18 protein-coding genes are annotated in these 17,365 nt (G+C 48.9%); 13 read left to right on the top strand and 5 right to left on the bottom strand.

Features of this window, described 5'->3' with window-relative positions; translation table 11 throughout:
- The 6 genes from IC230_RS05515 (at nucleotide 1) to IC230_RS05490 (ending at nucleotide 5,825) form a co-directional block, all read left to right on the top strand.
- Nucleotides 1-933, top strand: coding sequence for an alpha/beta hydrolase (locus IC230_RS05515; protein ID WP_191037987.1), 933 nt, complete (start codon nucleotides 1-3; stop codon nucleotides 931-933).
- 63 nt (nucleotides 934-996) lie between these two features.
- A complete protein-coding gene (locus IC230_RS05510; RefSeq protein ID WP_191037986.1) occupies nucleotides 997-1,911 on the top strand; it encodes an alpha/beta hydrolase in 915 nt (304 codons plus the stop codon).
- A 22-nt stretch (nucleotides 1,912-1,933) separates the two neighbouring features.
- Nucleotides 1,934-3,649: an erythromycin esterase family protein gene (locus IC230_RS05505; protein WP_191037985.1), complete on the top strand. Its 1,716-nt coding sequence runs from the start codon at nucleotides 1,934-1,936 to the stop codon at nucleotides 3,647-3,649.
- A gap of 71 nt (nucleotides 3,650-3,720) precedes the next feature.
- Nucleotides 3,721-4,461, top strand: coding sequence for a hypothetical protein (locus tag IC230_RS05500; protein WP_191037984.1), 741 nt, complete (start codon nucleotides 3,721-3,723; stop codon nucleotides 4,459-4,461).
- Between the two features lie 76 nt (nucleotides 4,462-4,537).
- Nucleotides 4,538-5,146 carry a hypothetical protein gene (locus tag IC230_RS05495; RefSeq protein ID WP_191037983.1) on the top strand — a complete coding sequence of 203 codons (609 nt, stop codon included), beginning with the start codon at nucleotides 4,538-4,540 and terminating at the stop codon, nucleotides 5,144-5,146.
- A 58-nt stretch (nucleotides 5,147-5,204) separates the two neighbouring features.
- The gene (locus tag IC230_RS05490) at nucleotides 5,205-5,825 is read left to right on the top strand and encodes a DUF3575 domain-containing protein (protein ID WP_191037982.1); all 621 of its coding nucleotides are present in this window, start codon (nucleotides 5,205-5,207) and stop codon (nucleotides 5,823-5,825) included.
- Nucleotides 5,826-5,899: 74 nt separating this feature from the next.
- On the opposite strand, the gene cmk is transcribed toward IC230_RS05490, so the two are convergent.
- The 3 genes from cmk to IC230_RS05475 form a co-directional block, all read right to left on the bottom strand.
- The gene (gene cmk / locus IC230_RS05485) at nucleotides 5,900-6,622 is read right to left on the bottom strand and encodes a (d)CMP kinase (RefSeq protein WP_191038601.1); all 723 of its coding nucleotides are present in this window, start codon (nucleotides 6,620-6,622) and stop codon (nucleotides 5,900-5,902) included.
- A gap of 123 nt (nucleotides 6,623-6,745) precedes the next feature.
- A complete protein-coding gene (locus IC230_RS05480) occupies nucleotides 6,746-7,312 on the bottom strand; it encodes a GNAT family N-acetyltransferase (protein WP_223860342.1) in 567 nt (188 codons plus the stop codon).
- Nucleotides 7,313-7,511: 199 nt separating this feature from the next.
- Nucleotides 7,512-8,150 (bottom strand): LutC/YkgG family protein, encoded by a 639-nt coding sequence (locus IC230_RS05475; RefSeq protein WP_191037981.1) that lies wholly within the window; start codon nucleotides 8,148-8,150, stop codon nucleotides 7,512-7,514.
- A 167-nt stretch (nucleotides 8,151-8,317) separates the two neighbouring features.
- Between IC230_RS05475 and IC230_RS05470 the strand changes: the two genes are divergently transcribed.
- The 7 genes from IC230_RS05470 to IC230_RS05440 all read left to right on the top strand — a co-directional run bounded on the left by IC230_RS05470 (nucleotide 8,318) and on the right by IC230_RS05440 (nucleotide 14,829).
- A complete protein-coding gene (locus IC230_RS05470; protein ID WP_191037980.1) occupies nucleotides 8,318-10,492 on the top strand; it encodes a TonB-dependent receptor in 2,175 nt (724 codons plus the stop codon).
- 17 nt (nucleotides 10,493-10,509) lie between these two features.
- Complete coding sequence (locus IC230_RS05465) at nucleotides 10,510-10,989, top strand: SgcJ/EcaC family oxidoreductase (protein WP_191037979.1); 480 nt, start codon at nucleotides 10,510-10,512, stop codon at nucleotides 10,987-10,989.
- Nucleotides 10,990-11,019: 30 nt separating this feature from the next.
- Nucleotides 11,020-11,730: a hypothetical protein gene (locus IC230_RS05460; RefSeq protein ID WP_191037978.1), complete on the top strand. Its 711-nt coding sequence runs from the start codon at nucleotides 11,020-11,022 to the stop codon at nucleotides 11,728-11,730.
- A 105-nt stretch (nucleotides 11,731-11,835) separates the two neighbouring features.
- On the top strand, nucleotides 11,836-13,320 hold the full coding sequence (locus IC230_RS05455) for a histidine kinase (RefSeq protein WP_191037977.1): 1,485 nt from the start codon (nucleotides 11,836-11,838) through the stop codon (nucleotides 13,318-13,320).
- Nucleotides 13,321-13,436: 116 nt separating this feature from the next.
- The gene (locus IC230_RS05450) at nucleotides 13,437-14,216 is read left to right on the top strand and encodes a LytR/AlgR family response regulator transcription factor (protein WP_191037976.1); all 780 of its coding nucleotides are present in this window, start codon (nucleotides 13,437-13,439) and stop codon (nucleotides 14,214-14,216) included.
- An 11-nt stretch (nucleotides 14,217-14,227) separates the two neighbouring features.
- Nucleotides 14,228-14,470 (top strand): hypothetical protein, encoded by a 243-nt coding sequence (locus IC230_RS05445; protein ID WP_191037975.1) that lies wholly within the window; start codon nucleotides 14,228-14,230, stop codon nucleotides 14,468-14,470.
- 8 nt (nucleotides 14,471-14,478) lie between these two features.
- Nucleotides 14,479-14,829, top strand: a complete 351-nt coding sequence (locus tag IC230_RS05440) for a translation initiation factor (protein WP_191037974.1) — start codon at nucleotides 14,479-14,481, stop codon at nucleotides 14,827-14,829.
- A 19-nt stretch (nucleotides 14,830-14,848) separates the two neighbouring features.
- On the opposite strand, the gene IC230_RS05435 is transcribed toward IC230_RS05440, so the two are convergent.
- Complete coding sequence (locus tag IC230_RS05435) at nucleotides 14,849-15,769, bottom strand: Rpn family recombination-promoting nuclease/putative transposase (protein WP_191037973.1); 921 nt, start codon at nucleotides 15,767-15,769, stop codon at nucleotides 14,849-14,851.
- Between the two features lie 4 nt (nucleotides 15,770-15,773).
- Complete coding sequence (locus IC230_RS05430; protein WP_191037972.1) at nucleotides 15,774-17,279, bottom strand: peptide MFS transporter; 1,506 nt, start codon at nucleotides 17,277-17,279, stop codon at nucleotides 15,774-15,776.
- Nucleotides 17,280-17,365 lie beyond the last annotated feature (86 nt).

The following is a 17,365-nucleotide window of genomic DNA, read 5'->3' as shown; positions in this document are numbered from 1 at the left end:
ATGAAACCATTTTTTGGTCTTTTCCTTCTCGTTGTCATCAGTTTATCCTGCTCAAAAGAACCAGCCATTACAACGGAGATGGTAGACGGCGGCACGTTATTTGATCCCTCTGTTTATAATCCGGAAAAATATCTGGTCTCCAGAGCTATCCCAACGCCTACGGCTGAGCAAGCGAGAAAGCCTGTCATTATTGCTTGTCATGGTTATTCAGCCACTACGTTCGAATGGGACGAATTTCGTGCCTGGGCTAATGGACGTACTGATTTTTATCTATCGCAAGTCTTGTTGAATGGACACGGACGTAGTTACGAAGACTTCAAAAAGTCGACCTGGCAGGACTGGCAAGCGGCTATCGTGGCCGAATACGAAGCGCTGACCAAAGCAGGTTATCAGAACATTAGCCTGCTTAGTTCGTCGACAAGTGGCGCTTTACTGCTGAATCTGGTAGCCTCAGGCTATTTTGCGAATCGTATGGCTCCACGCAATCTGCTGTTGGTTGATCCAATCATTATTCCATCCGACAAATCGCTGTCGCTGGTAAAAGCTCTCGGCCCGATGCTGGGTTACGTTGAAGTGGATCAACCCGCTACCGAAGATAAGGTCTATTACCACTTTCGGCCTCAGGAAACGCTACAGCAATTGCAAAGTCTGCTGACTATTGTCCGCAAAGATTTAGAGAAGGGCATTACGTTACCGTCGAACTGCAACCTGAAAGTTTACAAATCGAAGAAAGATCCGTCGGCCGACCCCGTTAGCGCGGTGCTGATTTATAAAGGTACTACGTTACCAAACGGACAACCGATTGACGTTGAACTGATTGATTCGGAACTGCACGTATACACCCGATTGAATCTGCGCGAGGACGTTACGTCTAAAGACCGGCAGAATCAGACTACCACGTTCACGGACATTGTTTCAAGGGTGTTACGCTAAACCGTATCTTACTGACCAATAGCCTTATATAGATAAACTAAACATCAAAAATACCCTTATATCATGCAATTAATCATTCGCCAGGTACTTTTCATTACGTTGCTATTTGGCCCGTTCATTACGTCTGCTCAGAACGGCCCGCCCACCGTTGAACAGGTACGAGCGCACATGAATATGGGCTATGAAAAAGCAAAGACTCCGTTGGTAGAGGTATTCCGAACCGAAGTTCGAAAAGTCTGGACAGGGGCAGATTCCATTCCGATTCAGATTTATTACCCGAATGATAAGCGCAATCTGCCAATTATTTACAATGTTCATGGAGGAGCTCTTGTCTGGGCGCCAGGCGTGGACATGAATATAGCCCGGGTTTTGTGTAAGCAAACAGGATCGGTAGTCGTATCAGTCGATTACCGCTTAGCACCCGAACATCCGTTTCCAGCATCGATTAACGATTCCTACGCCGTTTGGAAGTGGATCGACCAGAACGCCGAACGTATTCAGGGCAACCGACAGAACCTTATGCTCATCGGCGACAGCGCTGGCGGTTTGTTTATTGGCGCTTTACAGGTTAAACGGCAGCAGGAAGCCAGTTTGTTACGTCCTTCGGCCCTTATTTTTATCAATCCAGGCATTGATATGCGACCGACGGCGGCTGGATTGGATGAATACGCTTTAATGGTTAAGTGGTATCTGAATGGTACTGACCCAAATAACCCACTGGTCTCTCCCATACTAGCCCCAACGTTTAAGGATTTCCCGCCGAGCTTAATTATTGTCTGCGAAAAGGATGCGCTTAAACCGCACGGCGTTACACTAAACGACAAATTGAAAGAAGCGGGCGTACCCACCCAACTGGTCGATCTTCCTGGTTTAGACCACTTGGGGCATACCTGGCTCAATGCACACCCAGTAGCTAAGCCTGCCGTCGATGCCGTCGTTACCTACATCAACGCAGCGAATGCAAAAACGGGCAAATAGACTTGATAACAAGCGTAAGACGATGCGACTTCTATTTTTCCTTCTTGCTTTATCCACCATTAGCCCGGCGCAATCCATCCAGCGCGAATCGCAACCGCTCGAACAAGGTAAACCCATTGGGCGTGACTTGAAGGTAGCGCAAACCCACGCTTACACCATAAACCTTAGCAAAGGGCAGTTTCTGGGTGCGACCGTTAACCAGCAGGGGATCGACGTGCTAATCCGCATTTTCGGACCGGGCGGTGGTAAAGTCGCTGAGATTGATTCCCCCAACGGTGATCAGGGCGACGAACCTATTGCGCTCGAAGCCAAAGCCGCCGGAACGTACCGAATTGAGGTTAGCTCGCTCGAAAAAGACGCTACGCCAGGGCGTTACGGCATTAGCGTCGACGAAATTCTCTCGGCCCAGGTGTATGCCGCACGGGTAGCCGAAAAGCTCCGAAAACAGAAGGCCGTGATTGGTTGGCTGAAGACGAATGCAATTCCCTTGAAAACCGTCGAAGCGGGTAACGATGTTTTGGATTTGCAGCCACTCAAACAAACGCTCAAGGACGTACGCTACGTTGGTCTGGGCGAAGCGACCCACGGCACCCGCGAGTTTTTTCAGGTCAAGCATCGACTGCTCGAATTTCTGGTGCGTGAAATGGACTTTCGTGTCTTTGCCATCGAAGGTAGTTACGCTGCGTTACAGAACATTAATGACTACGTAATGGGCAAAACAGATGATGGTACCAAAGCGCTCGACAGTCAGGGTTTCTGGACCTGGAATACCGAAGAAGTACGGGCCATGATGGACTGGGCCCGGCAATACAATGCGGGTGTTTCGGAAGCTAAACGGGTCAAATTCGTTGGCTTTGATATTCAGTTTAATCAGTCGGGCAAAGACAAACTGCTGGATTACCTGAAGCGGGTGGCCCCCGAGCGTTTTGATTCGACTACGGCCTTTTTCAGAACAAATCTCGACTCATTAAATTCAGCCCTTAGCACCCCTGATCAGCAGAAAAACATGCAGACGACGCTCAAAAATCTGCAAAACAACTACAACGATCTATTTATTTTCCTGGAGTTGAATGGTCCGGCACTGGTGGCGAAATCCAGCCAGGCTGAGTACGAGCAGATGCGCGAATACGCTCGCGTTCTAATGCAATACCTAGATTCCTACAGCCGTCAGACATCTGCTGGCGTTTCAGCCCGTGACGTGTATATGGCCGACAATTTCCGACGGCTGGTTGACCGTGAACCAGCGGGAACACGCTTTGTGATCTGGGCGCACAATGGCCACATTGCGACCGATAACAACGGCTTTTTTATGCCGACTGGGGCTTACTTACGGCAGCTCTATGGCAATGCCTATTACGCGTTTGGCTTTAGTTTCAATCAAGGGTCGTTTCAGGCACGGGAAGCGCAACCCAAAGACCCTTTAAAACGAATGCTGATGGCTTTTACAACGAATCCGGCTCCCGAAGGAACAATAGACTGGTATTTAGCGCAAACGGGTCCAAAAACCTTTATTGTTGACTTCCGCTCACCCTCGAAAAACGCCGATATCAATGCCTGGCTCACTACGTCTCAACTCATGCGCAGTATCGGCTCAGTGTATGCATCAGGCGCTGAGCAAAATTTTTTCCAGCCGACCACTCTTAGTCAACGGTACGATGGTCTTTTATTTATCGACACGACAACACGAGCGCGACCTAATCCGTCGGTTAAGAACGTGCTGGGTTCTACTACCAAGTAAGCTTTTGTCAGGCGAAATTTTATTGTTCAATTAATATCTATAAACCAACTCACGATTTCCTGCCTAAAATCATGAATCTGTATTCCTTCCGCTGCCACCGTCTAACCGGTTTATTCCTTTTTCTGATGATTTCTTCGGCTTTAGCTCAGAAACCCTTTAAACCGACTGAGCCCCACTTTGATCCGAAACAGCCCATTCCTAAAATCAAAATAAACTGTTTACTAGCTAATGGTCAACCGAGAAAATATCCCTGTGAGTTTATTGTAACTAAGTTCGAGGTCATTAATAGCCCGCAATCGGTTCTGAATAATGTCGGATGGAACAACCAGAGTGCGACGTTACTCTTATCGAAGGCTAAATCAATACAGAACGTTACTATATCCGGAAAGCCTCTTCGCTATTGTACTTACGATGTGGAACTGACCTTTCTGCGCATAGCGCCACCGGCCAAGCCGACATCAACCTACGATCTGAGGCTGTATCCACGCCCTAAAGGAGCGGAATCGACTTTGCTCAGCGACTTATTATCCATTCCCGGCGCACCTGCCAAACCAGCTCTGTCGATACCCGTTGGTCAGAAACAGACCGTAACGGTTCCACTCACGTTGCTGATCGACCCGTCGAATCCGAGCAATCCACTATTCGTTGTCAATCCGATCAGCAGTACGACAGGAGCCCCGTCCATAGATGTCCGTATGTATCTACATAACATGGCGACAACGGCTTCTCTGCCGCAGAATGCGCAGGGGTATCAGCAAGCCCGTGATTATGCCGAATGGTCTGCCAGTATTTCGCTTCTGGTAAAACCCTGAGTCGGCGCAGGCACTACCCGATTGCAACAAGTTGGGTTGTAGGCAGCGTTTCATCAACTAGTATCTTCTCCACATCATGAATCGTACCATTTCTATAAAATCAATTGCCACGTGCAGTTTTCTATGGTTGTTGAGTCAGCCACTTCTGATTACACCGTTGCGTGCTCAGGACTCTATCCGCCGGGTAACCCGTCCGGTCGTGATCAAGACAAACCTAACTGGCCCATTTTCGGGACTCGTAGAGATTCCAGTGATGCTGCGCCGGAGTATTCAGATTAGCGTTCAGGGAGTTAGGCTCGGCCTTTTCGACAGGAGTCGTTTCTTTAGCCTGACCGCCGACTATTGTTTTTATATAAAAAAAACCGCTTCCACCGTGCGACGCCCGGCTCCCAGAGGTTTTTACGTGGGTCCTTATCTCAAATATCGAACAGTAAAAGAAGAAAAGATTGGAATCTTTGCCAGCACACCCAACAGGATCACAACGTACTCCATGTTTGGGGGCGGGGCAGTGACCGGTGCGCAATTCATCAATCGATGGGGATTAACGATAGATGCCTTCCTGGGCGTGGGTTACTTCCCAATTATCGATAGTCAGGTAACCCTTAACACGTACTCAACTGAACCAAAGCCACAGGATTATCAACTGGACATCCGACCGGGCATTTGCATTGGGTTCGCTTTCTAACGTATTGACTGGTCATACACTTTACAAAAACCAGCCTCATAAAAAACGCTCAATCAGCATGCAGCACTTTTATAGTAGATGGATGACCACAGCCATTCTTTTGGTTTCGATTACTGCCTGGAAATCTGTCTACGCGCAGGATACAACCCGAATATGGACTCGCCCGAACGTACTGAAAACAAACCTACTAGCACCCATCTCTTTGTTTTACGAGCGAGCTTTAACACGTCGGTTTGCACTACGTACCAGTGTGCGCTGGTGGTCGTTTGGCAGTGTGACGAAGGATTCGAAGTTCGCCAATGCGACTATCGAGGGAAAGTTCTACACGGCAAAGACAGGTCTTCTGCTAACAAGGGGACACCCAACCGGCTTTTTCGTGGGTCTTTACCTAAAGGCACGAACCTTGCGGTACGTTAATGAAGTCGGAACAGGACCGGGCAATCCTATGGCTCTTGACGAAATCAAGGTTCAGTCCATCGGTTTTGGCGTAACGATTGGCTACGTGTGGGTAGCCAGGCGAGGGTTCGTTGTGGAGCTTGCGCATGGCATGGGCTCGATGCCCGCTGCGCTAACGTCTTATGAGCACACCATGCGCTACAGCACCGTAACGTCAGACTCTGGGCGGGATTATCTGATGCTGGATTTTCGGACGGGTGTTAGTCTGGGATACGCCTTTTGAGCCGATTCGCATGTTGAGGAATAAACTGCTAATAACGACAAAGGCCATAACTCTGCGGTTATGGCCTTTGTCGTTTAATCTTCGCTCTTTACTTTTTTCCGGTCGCTTATTCGATGGAGTTCAGCCATTTTCCGGTCGGCTAGTTCGATTACCCAATCGACCTGCTCTTCAATGGCCATGTGGGACGTATCGAGCAGTTCGGCGTCGGGAGCCTGTACCAATGGACTTTCGGCACGGGTGGTGTCAATCAGATCCCGTTTTTCGAGGTTCTGGATAATCTCTTCCAGGTTGACCATTTCGCCTTTTTCGAGTAGCTCCTGCTGTCGGCGTCGGGCGCGGGTATACGTATCGGCCGTCATGAATACTTTCACTTCAGCATCCGGAAAAACCTTCGTACCGATGTCACGGCCATCCATAACAACGCCCCGCCGACGACCCATTTTCTGCTGCTGTGCTACCAGTGCCCAGCGTACTTCAGGAATGGCGCTCACCTCGCTGACGATGTTGGAGATATACATTTTTCGGATTTCCTCCTCCACGTTCAGCCCGTTCAGACAGGTTTCGTTCTTACCCGTACGGGAGTTATGTTTAAACGCGATGTGAATCCGCTCCAGAGCCAGCACGACATCCCGCTGGCTGGAGAGCAAAACGCGCTCCTGAATAAAAAACAGACTTACCGCGCGGTACATGGCACCGGTATCAATATAACCGTAACCGAGTCGGGCTGCCACAGCTTTGGCCGTAGTGCTCTTTCCGCAACTGGAATATCCGTCGATGGCAATGACGATCTTCGGCATATCTTGTACGTCCGCCGGAGCGGTCATAGAAGGATCTGAATAATCACAAAAATGGGGCATTGTTCAGTAATAATTGCCAATTGACTTTCGCCCGTCACCTGGCTTCTCCGCGTCAATTGTCTGTTAATACTCGTTAACTGATTGATTTAGCGCCCGATAGTCGGACCGAAGCATAGCAAAAATATGTTCATCCAGGTACTGATTATTTTTAACAGCTGCTTTCCGATGGATCGCTTCGTGTCGATAGCCAGCGGATTCCAGAACACGCATTGAGCCGATATTTCCTTCCAGCACACAGGCAAAAATTCGGTTGACCTGAAAATTTTTGAAGATGTAACTGGTCATGATCGGTAAGGCTTCGCTCATAACTCCCCGACGCCAGTAATCTTCGCCCAGCCAGTAGCCGATTTCGGCGTTGTACCGATAGATGTCGTCTTTCACGGTAAAGCCAATGTTGCCTACTGCCTGCCCATCGATCTCAATGGCCAGATTGTTCGGTTGCTGATACGATCGATTCGAACGTACCCATGAATTCGCGTCGCGGGGCGTATAAGGGTGCGGGAAAAAATCGCGAACGTTATTCCAGATGCGTCGACTGCTGGCATGATGCACTAACGAGTCCTCGTCGCCCTCACGCCAGGGACGTAACTGACCAACAGCAAGTGGAAAGGTAACCAACGTAGTAGTCAAGGGATGCGAACGTTTGTTATGTCACTAACAATGTGTAAAGACAAATGTTGCCTTTAAAAAGAGAAGAAAAAGCAAACAGAAAAGATTCTTAAAAAAGCCAGCCATTTTTTCGTATGTGAAGCTGGTTACGTCTAACCGATGTGTGCGGTTTCTTAAAACCAAAACAAGAGAAGCGTTCGGTTTTGAGAAACCGTACACGTCAGATATGAGGATCGGACGGCACAGTATCTTTGTCGTTTGTCTTTCGTCTATTCTCAGTCGTCAGCACAATCGTCAGGCTACGCGCTCCATGCGCACCCACGACTAACGACTGCTCAATATCCGCCGTTTTCGATGGACCGCAGATAAACGTCCCATAGGTAAGCGAATTCCGATCAACGTGCTGGTACGCTACGTGCATATTCGGAACCAGCGTGCTTCGATCGACAACAAGCACCAGATGCTGCGTAATGAAAGGCAGCGACCGGTTGAGCATATTCGGTTCGGGAAGCCAGACTGCGCCATTTTCGGCCACAACAAATTCACCTTTCAGCACTGCCAGATCAATCTGCTCGATCACCATTTTATCGGTTTCTGTGTCTATAGAAACCAGTTTAAATTCGGGGATTGGTACCGATGAGGCAATACGTTCGGCATCCGGGAACGCCTGACGTAATTGTTCGCCCAATGAATCGCCGGGATTTAATTCCAGCAGTTTCCCGCCTACGAACGCCAGCGCATCGCGGAATCGCGCGAACTGATCGTCGGATTCGTTGACGAAGGTAGGCACATCGGGTAGCGGTAACGGTTCGGGTTTGTTCTGACGGATACGAGTCAGCAGTTGATCACGAGTACTCATAACGGAAGAATTGCAATTGAAAGTCAATACTACAAAATAACTTTATCTCTCTTCTACCCTATTTCACCCCATCGTTTTCGGGATTCGTCGGAAAAGGCGGCCGGACGGCTCTTGGACGTACTAGTTTTGATTCATCCAATCGCCAATCACTGCATCGCCGGACTATCATGAAACCAGTTTACTTCCTCTTTTTACTCCTGGGTGTTACGTTATCTGCCTCCGCTCAAAGCACCCTAACCGGTCGGGTGATGGATCAGAAGGGCCGTGCCTTACCGGGAGCCAACGTGTTTCTCCAGGGAACGTATGACGGCGCTAACACCGACAGTACCGGAAATTTCCGCTTTACATCCGCTAAAGATACTGCTACGTTACTCGTGTCTTATATCGGTTACGAGCCGTTCAGCAAAAAAATCTCGATTGGCCAAAGCACGCCCTTTACCATCCGCCTGACCGAAACGGCTAACGAATTGAACACGGTGGTAATTACAGCCGGATCGTTTGAAGCCTCCGACGAAAAACGCATGACGATGCTCAAACCGATGGACATTGTCACGACCGCAGGCGCTAACGCTGATATCACGGCCGCCATGAACCTGCTGCCGGGTACACAACGCGTGGGCGAACAAACCGGCTTATTCGTGCGGGGCGGCTCGGGCGAAGAAGCTAAAGTGGTTATTGACGGCATGATTGTACAGAATCCGTATTTCAGCTCGATGCCTGACCTACAATCGCGGGGACGGTTTCAGCCCTTCATGTTTAAAGGTACGTCGTTTAGCACCGGCGGTTATTCGGCGCAGTACGGTCAGGCACTCTCCTCGGTATTGCTACTCAACACAACCGATAAAACGCAGAACGAAGGGCTTGGGGTAAGTATCAATCTGGCCAATGCAGCACTTAGCTACGATCATGCAACGGAGAATTCGTCGATTTCGGCCACGGGTTACTATGGTAATTTAAAACCGCTGTTTAGTCTGGTTCGGCAGAATATGGACTGGACCCACGTACCGGAATTTGCGGGCTCATCATTAACGTATCGGTTGCAACCCAGCAAAACGGGTATGCTCAAATTCTACGGTATGTATTCGAACAGTCGCCTGGGTATGAACTTTATCGATCCATCGAATGAAACAGGTAAAACGGCTTTCAATCAACGGAACGGCAACTTTTTCACAACCAGTACGTATACCGATAGTTGGGCTGGAGGGCGTTGGTCGCTCAACTCAGGACTATCTTACAGTTATGATACGGATGCCACTACGTTCGATGTCTATGATTTTGGCCGGTCGAGTGAACGCTTACAGGGCCGGGCTGTTTTGACCCGTTTACTTCCGGCCAATAATTCACTGCTGCTCGGGACAGAAGCCAGTCGCGTTACGTATCGAAATGCGGTGGCGGGCACTCAGTATGCGTTGCACGACAATTATGGCGCCGTGTTCGTTGAGTCACAAACATATCTTGGTCGAAATTTAGCCGTTCAGTTGGGTCTTCGGGGCGAATATTCGTCGGTCATCAGCCGCTTCAATCTGGCTCCCCGTATCTCGATGGCTTACAAAACGGGCACGTTCAGCCAGGTGTCGCTAGCCTATGGCCAGTTCTACCAAACACCGGATTATCGCTATCTGTACCACAATACGTCGCTGAATTACGAACGTGCCGACCACCTGATTCTGAACTATCAGATCATCAAAAACAAGCGAACGTTCCGGGTTGAGACGTTCTACAAAAACTACGCGCAATTGGTTCGTGAGTTCACCGGGCAACCTCATGACGCCAATCCATACCGTTTTCCAATAGGTCGCACTGATAACTCAGGGAATGGATACGCACAGGGTTTTGATATTTTTTGGCGCGATCAGAAAACCATCAAAGGACTTGACTATTGGGTTACATATAGCTACGTTGATTCGAAGCGTCTGTTTCAACAGTTTGCAGTGGCCGCAACACCCACGTTCATCTCGAATCACAACATCAGTCTGATCGGCAAACGGTATTTCGAAAAGATCAGCACCAACATGGGCTTAACGTATACCATCAGCAGCGGTCGTCCGTACTACAATCCGACCAATGAGAACTTCCTCGCCGACCGGACGCCAATGGTCAATAACCTGAGTTTCTCGGCCAGCCACATTACCCGGATCAAGAAGAATCTGGTCGTACTGTACACGTCGGTCGATAACATCCTGAATACGCATAATGTGTTTACGTACCGTTACACCCCTGACCGCAATGGCGGACCAGGCCAAACGCGCTACGCCGTTGGGCCGCAGTCGTACCGAAGCTTCTTTGTTGGGGGCATGATCATGCTCTCGAAAAAAGCGAAAGTGAACGTAAATGACTTGTAAGTTCTGAAAAGCAGATCATGAAAACAAACGTAAAGCCAACTCAGCCAGTTGTGCTAAAAGTGGAAGAAGCCGCTATTCGTCAGGTAGTTGGCAAACTGGCCGCTGCCTGGAATGCGGGCGATGCAAAAACTTATGCCAGCCACCTAACCGACGACTGCGACTACGTAACGTTTGCCGGTCAGCACATAAAAGGTCGGCAGGAAAACGAGCAGATTCATCAGGAATTGTTCGATTCGTGGGCACTCAGAGGGTCTACAATGCACCTGGGTTCAAACCAACCAACTATTTCTTTTCTGAGTCCCACAATTGCTCTGATGCATTCAACGGGAACGGTTCAGTTACGTTTCCAGAAAAAGCCGCCCTTGGATCGATTGTCCATCCAGACTACGATTCTGACGAAAGCAACCGGCGAGTGGAAAATTCGGGCTTTTCATAATTGCCGCGTTCAAAAGCCAAGTCTGTTCCAACGCATTCTCATGGCCTTTAAAAGTAAGTAATCGATCACGTAATAAATCCAGTTAACTCCCATGAAAACCATTCTTATTCTCGCCATTACAGCTCTTGTCGCCACCAGTCCTGTCTGGGCACAGCCAATCCAGACCGGGTCAACTTCAGCCGGGTCCATCCAGACTGGGTCCATCCAGACCGGGTCAGACCAGTATAAACAGGCCATGAGCCAGGCTATCAGTACGATGCAATCACGTAGTGAAAAGTCGCCGGTTTCTGACATTTTGGCTTCGGCTAACCAATTTGAACGAATTGCCAACGCCGAACCAAAGGAATGGCTGCCACGCTATTACGCCAGTTTGAGTTACGTTTATCTGGGATTTATGGGCAAAGACGAAACGGAGAAAGACAAATACCTCGATCAGGCCGACAAGAACCTGAAAGCGGCTGAAGCCATTGCCCCCGACAATGACGAACTGGCTGTTCTGAAGGCGTACATTGCTCAGTCGCGCATGGTCGTTGATCCGATGAACCGCTGGCAGCAATATGGGCCACTGTTTCAGGCAGGGCTCGAAAAAGCTAAGTCACTGAATGCCAATAATCCTCGTATATATGTGCTCGAAGGTTCGTCGCTGATGTATACGCCCGAGCAGTTCGGCGGTGGTCCCGGTAATGCCTGTCCAGTGTTGAAACAGGCTACTGAAAAATTTTCTACATTTAAACCAGCCAACGATCTGGCGCCGATGTGGGGGCAAAAGCAGATCGAACCGCTTCTGGCGAAGTGTAAATAAAAGTTGCTAGCTGATAGTCAGGAGTCGATCGTAAAAAACGACTGCGAATTCTGACTGTTACGAATCACTCTTGACGAACGACTGACGACTCTTGACTATACCTCCATGACTCGCGAACAACTTATCGGCACGATTGGCAAAAATGGCCGACGGCTTAACATGATGGGCTCTGATCTGGCCGGATTCGATTTCAGCGGTCTTGATCTGACACAGGCGGATTTCCGATTTTCGAACCTCGGACGGGCTAATTTCCGCGGAGCCATTCTCCGCCAGGCTGATCTAAGTTTTTCAAATCTCGAAGGCGCTACGTTCGCCGAGGCCGATTTGTATGAAGCAAACCTCAATTTCTGTGGTCTGGAAGACGTCGACCTAAGCGGTGCTAATGTGGAAGGCGCTACGTTCAACTTCTCCGGACGTAGCAAATACCGCCCCCCGACCACAGACCGGGCCGAGCCTATAACTCTAACGACGATTCTGCAAAAGCCGGGTTGGGGCACACTCATCGGAGCGCTGTTGGGCGCTTTGCTGATCTATGGCTGCAATGCCATCGTTTACTTCACCAACCTCATTGTCACGACAAACGACCCATTGATGGCGGGTCTGTATCGGTTCCTGATCGTGCAAAATATGACCGACGGTGCCGTTGTCTTTTTGCTGACATGGGCCTTATCTGGTTGGCTTACACGCCAATTGCCGTCAATGTGGCAACGTCACATCGTCGTTAGTTTGGCCGTTATAGTTAGTTTTTTCTTCGTTAATAGTGGTTTATATATGATCCTTGGCAGACCTTATATTGAGGCTCTGGCCAGCCGACCCGGCGGAATTGAGAAAACGGCGGCCTGGTACGTCTACGTGTTCGGCGATCTGTTAATTGCCAATTTTTTCCTGTATGTTCTACAACAAGGCCGGCAATTAACCCGTAAACTTTCGGAGCAGGAATTTCAATTGCTCAATCTGGAAAAATTAAAAACCCGTGCAGAATTGGATGCGTTGCAGGCTAAAATTAACCCGCATTTTCTCTACAATTCGCTGAACAGCATTGCCAGTTTAGTACACGACGATCCGGATAAAGCTGAAGAAATGACCTTGCTTTTATCGAAACTCTTCCGCTATTCTACCGGACGTACCGGTGAACTGTTTGCTACGTTAGCGGATGAGCTGGAGATGGTCCAAACATATTTGAAAGTTGAACAAGTGCGTTTCGGCAACCGGCTTACGTTTAGCGTCGAAGTTTCCGATCCAGCCCTCAGTGATCTGAAATTACCACAGTTTCTGCTTCAACCGATTGTCGAAAACGCGATTAAGCATGGCATTGCCAAACGCGCTGACATGGGACGTATCGATGTCCGGATTTATGAAAAAGCTGGCGATTTAAACCTGTGCGTCCACGACAATGGCCCGGCTTTCCCCGACGATATGGATGGGGGTTACGGACTACGTAGTATTCAGGACAAACTCAAATTGCTGTATGGCGATGCCGCCCGCGTCGAACTCCAGAACTGGCCGCTTAAACAGGTTTTACTGTCCATTCGCATGGATAAAGTTCGCTCAGAACCCACCAGCGTATTATCCAGCGAACCTACGAATTAGCTAATTGGTGGTATCGTGGACTTTAATCCGCATAACCGCAGGCTTACATATAAATGTGCTTTTTAGCCTGCAGTTATGCGGACTAAAGTCCACGATACCGTTTACACAATACGAATATGACATTCCCCTTAAAAACGATACTCATCGACGACGAACCACTAGCGATCAGTCGTTTACGTCGATTACTGGATAAGTACCGCGATACGTTCGAGGTAATTGGTGAAGCGTCTAATGGTGCAGAAGGCCTAACGCTTATCGAAGCTGAACAGCCGGATGTCATTTTCCTGGATATTGAAATGCCACTATTGAATGGATTTGAGATGTTATCGAAAGTAACAACAGTACCGATGGTTATCTTCGCAACAGCTTTCAATCAGTATGCGATTCGGGCTTTCGAAGAAAACTCGGTCGACTACCTGCTGAAACCTATTGAAACAGATCGGTTAGCTCGGACAGCGCAAAAGATTCGCTCGTTGGTTGAACGTAACGAAACACAACCGAACAGCAATCCGATGACGGAAAGCGTCATGCGGCTACTGGCGCAGATGCAGCCGAAGAAGGAGATCTATTCGATTTCGGTCAAAACCGGCGAAAAAATCATTCTGGTGCCTCTCTCCGACATCGCTTACTTCGAGGCCGAAGATAAATACGTCTTCCTTTCCACAACAGAGGGCCAGAAGTACCTGACGAACTATACGCTGACAACGCTTAACGAAAAGTTACCCGATACGTTCGTGCGCATCAGTCGGTCGGCAATGGTGAATCGCCAAAAAATCAGCGAAGTTCATCGCCATTTCGACGGAAAGTTCGTTCTGGCTATAAATGATAAAAAAGGTACGAAACTAACGACCGGCAGTACGTATGGCGACGCCGTCCGGCAACTGATGGAACTCTAACCCGTTACGTTATGAAAGCGGCTACCGAGCGTAAAATTATTCGCTGGTTTCATATTCTGGCCAGCATTCCTATTCTCGGCTACATTTACGGACCAGTGGCCTCAATGCCCGAGCCAGCATTTGCGGTTAAGTTTGTTATCCTGCCGTTGGTGGTTCTATCGGGTTTCTGGCTCTGGCTTGGCCATTACATCAAAAAATGGTACCGCACTGGATGGGGGCGCTCGCACAAAAGGGTTAATTTTGCCCGCAAATAGCCTTCTTTATGAGTAAGAAAAATAAAACGGACCGAGCTGCTGGTGGGATTGTCTATTCTACGAATTCAGACTTTGACTACGAGTCTGACAATTCGTCCGAAGCCGAGGCCCTGCCACCTGCCCAGCAAAACCTCAAGATCTGGCTGGTCAAGTTAGGTGGTAACAAAGTTGTAACGGCGGTACGTGATTTTATTGGCACCGATGCCGATCTGGCTGATTTAGGTAAACAATTAAAAACCGCCTGTGGATCAGGCGGCTCAACAAAAGACGACGAAATTCTAATTCAGGGCGACCACCGCGACAAAGTATTAGCGTGGCTTACGGGAAAGGGCTACAAAGCGAAGAAAGCAGGCGGATAAACGCAACGTACTATTTACACTACGCCTTCTTTTGCTGTAAAATAGCAATAATCGACTCCACCTCTTTTACATCCAGTTCAAAGGTGCTCGCAATGGTTTTAGCGTCCATCCCCAGCTTAAGAGCTCCTTTAACAAATTTGTAAGTAGTTTCAATACGACCTTCTACTCGTCCTTCTAAACGGCCTTCTAAACGGAGTTGATCAGCAGCAGTCATAGCAGCGTCTTCGGTTTTTTTCGATACAGTACTAAAGATAGCAACGATTTCGTGCCCAGTCAAGTTTGAGGTTTCAAGCAAATACAGAAATGTTGGTTCAATGATAGCCCGTAGGTCAGCTTCGGCAACGTTGCTCAACATCGTCATAATGTGCTGTCGAACAAATTCTACATGCTTACTCTGATCGTGGTATTTCAGCAAAGAAGTCGAAAGTGCCAGAAACTGGCTTCGGAAGTTTAGAATCTGCGTATCGTCAAGACGCGACAAATCAATCAGAACATAGTCGAATTCGGGCAGGTACACACGAAGTTCCGGCTGCATTTTCGTCATCTGCGCGTCAAGCGAACGATGCGGCCAGCGTGTTGCACCATGATAAATCAGCACAGGAACAATCGGTGTTAAACCCTCATTCGCCTGCGCGTCTTGTTGCCACCTGTTGAGCATATAGCGTAACAACTGCAAATGCGGGTGTTTGTCAGGGTAACTCTTGTGTTCGAGCAGTAACGCAATCTCGAAAGAGGCCTGATTGTTAAACTGACATTGATAAACCAGATCTGCAAAGTGTTCTTTCAGCTCATTGTCGATGTAGGAATTCGTCGTAAGTACCAGCGTCTGTACGTCGATCCCAGCCACTAGCGCAGGCGGGAATAAATCCTCAATCAGTGAAGCGACAACATCAGGCTGCGAGAAAGTTGCTTTAAACAGTTTGTCGTGGGGATGATTCATGCCTCTAGTCAATTCCTCCCATCCATTTCTTCAGCGGTTTGGCGAAGAGCAGCATGATAAGGCCTGCACCTAGCCCGAAATAGGCCACGCTTTGAAACATAGAAGGCATTTGCTGTACGTTTTCCTCGTCGAATCCACCTGCAAACAAGCCGGCAATAAGATTACCCAGCGACGTACCAACAAACCAGATACCCATCAACTGGCTGGTATACCGTTTGGGAGCTAGTTTGGAGAACGCGCTTAACCCCACCGGACTCAGAAATAACTCGCCCAGGGTGAAAAACAGATACGTGAAAAATAGATATAAGGGCGATGTGCGTGTACCGGTCAGCGCCAGTTTAGACGCCACGACCATAATTAGGTAGGCCAGGCCTAGCAAAAGCAAGCTCGTTGCGAATTTAGCGGGTACTGAAAACCCGATCTTCCGATTTGCCAGAAAGACCCATAGCGCGGCCAGAACGGGCGAAAATATCAGAATAAAAGCGGGATTCAGATTCTGAAACCAGCTGGATGGTACCTCCCAACCGAGCAGGTTAAGGTCGGTGTAGCGATCTGCAAAAATTTGCAGCGATGAGCCTTGCTGTTCATTTCCTGCCCAGAACAGGGCCGATGCCAGAAAGAAGGCAAACAGCACAACCACCCGCTTCTTCTCAACAGCATCCAATCCACCGGCTGTCAGAATATAGATAAAGTAGCCCAGCGCTATCAACGAAATGATGGTACCCATCGCTCTCGCCAGTCCCTGAGCCGTGGTCAGGTCTAAAATACCCGTTAGCTGAAGAGCAGCCAATACCACAATAATAACCGCTAAAAATGCCAGCAGCGAACGGTTGCTGCCCGAAGTTTGTCCATCGTCGGTTTTCGGTTGGGCTACGTAGTTGCCATATTCGCTGAGATAACGTTGGCCTAATAGCCGGAACGTAACAAGACCCAATGCCATCGCTACGGCAGCGGCTCCAAAACCGTAATGCCAGCCAACTCGCTGCCCCAGATAGCCAACTACGGAAATACCCAGTAACGAACCCAGGTTGATGCCCATGTAGAAAATCGAGAATGCGGCATCTTTACGCGCACCTCCTTCAGGATATAATTCCCCGACGACACTACTAATATTTGGCTTGAGTAAACCAGTACCGATCGCAACTGTGCAAAGACCGGCGTAGAACAAGCCCGGCCCGGCCGGGAAGGCTAAAATGATATGACCAAGCATAATAATCCATCCACCATACCAGATGGATTTACGTTGCCCCAGAATATTATCGGCGATCCAGCCGCCAGGTAGCGAAAGCAGATAAACGGAGGCTGTATAAATCCCATAAATAGCCGCACCCTCCGGCTCGTTCAGCCCCATTCCTCCGCGAACCGTATCGATCAGAAACAGCAATAGAATCGCCCGCATCCCGTAATAGCTAAACCGTTCCCACATCTCCGTGAAGAAGAGAACGAATAGGCCCACTGGATGACCGAAGACGGTAGCCTTGTTAACGGGTTTTTCAATAGCAGCTTCCATAGAGTTGGGATAAACGATCCGTTTGCCGAAGAATATAAGGTCAATAACAAAAAGAATAGCTGTAAATATACCGTCAACATCCGAAA

This window comes from Spirosoma validum, from assembly GCF_014699035.1.
Lineage (GTDB): Bacteria > Bacteroidota > Bacteroidia > Cytophagales > Spirosomataceae > Spirosoma > Spirosoma validum.
Note: the sequence above shows the minus strand (reverse complement) of the source record. Positions and strands in the feature narration are given on the sequence as shown.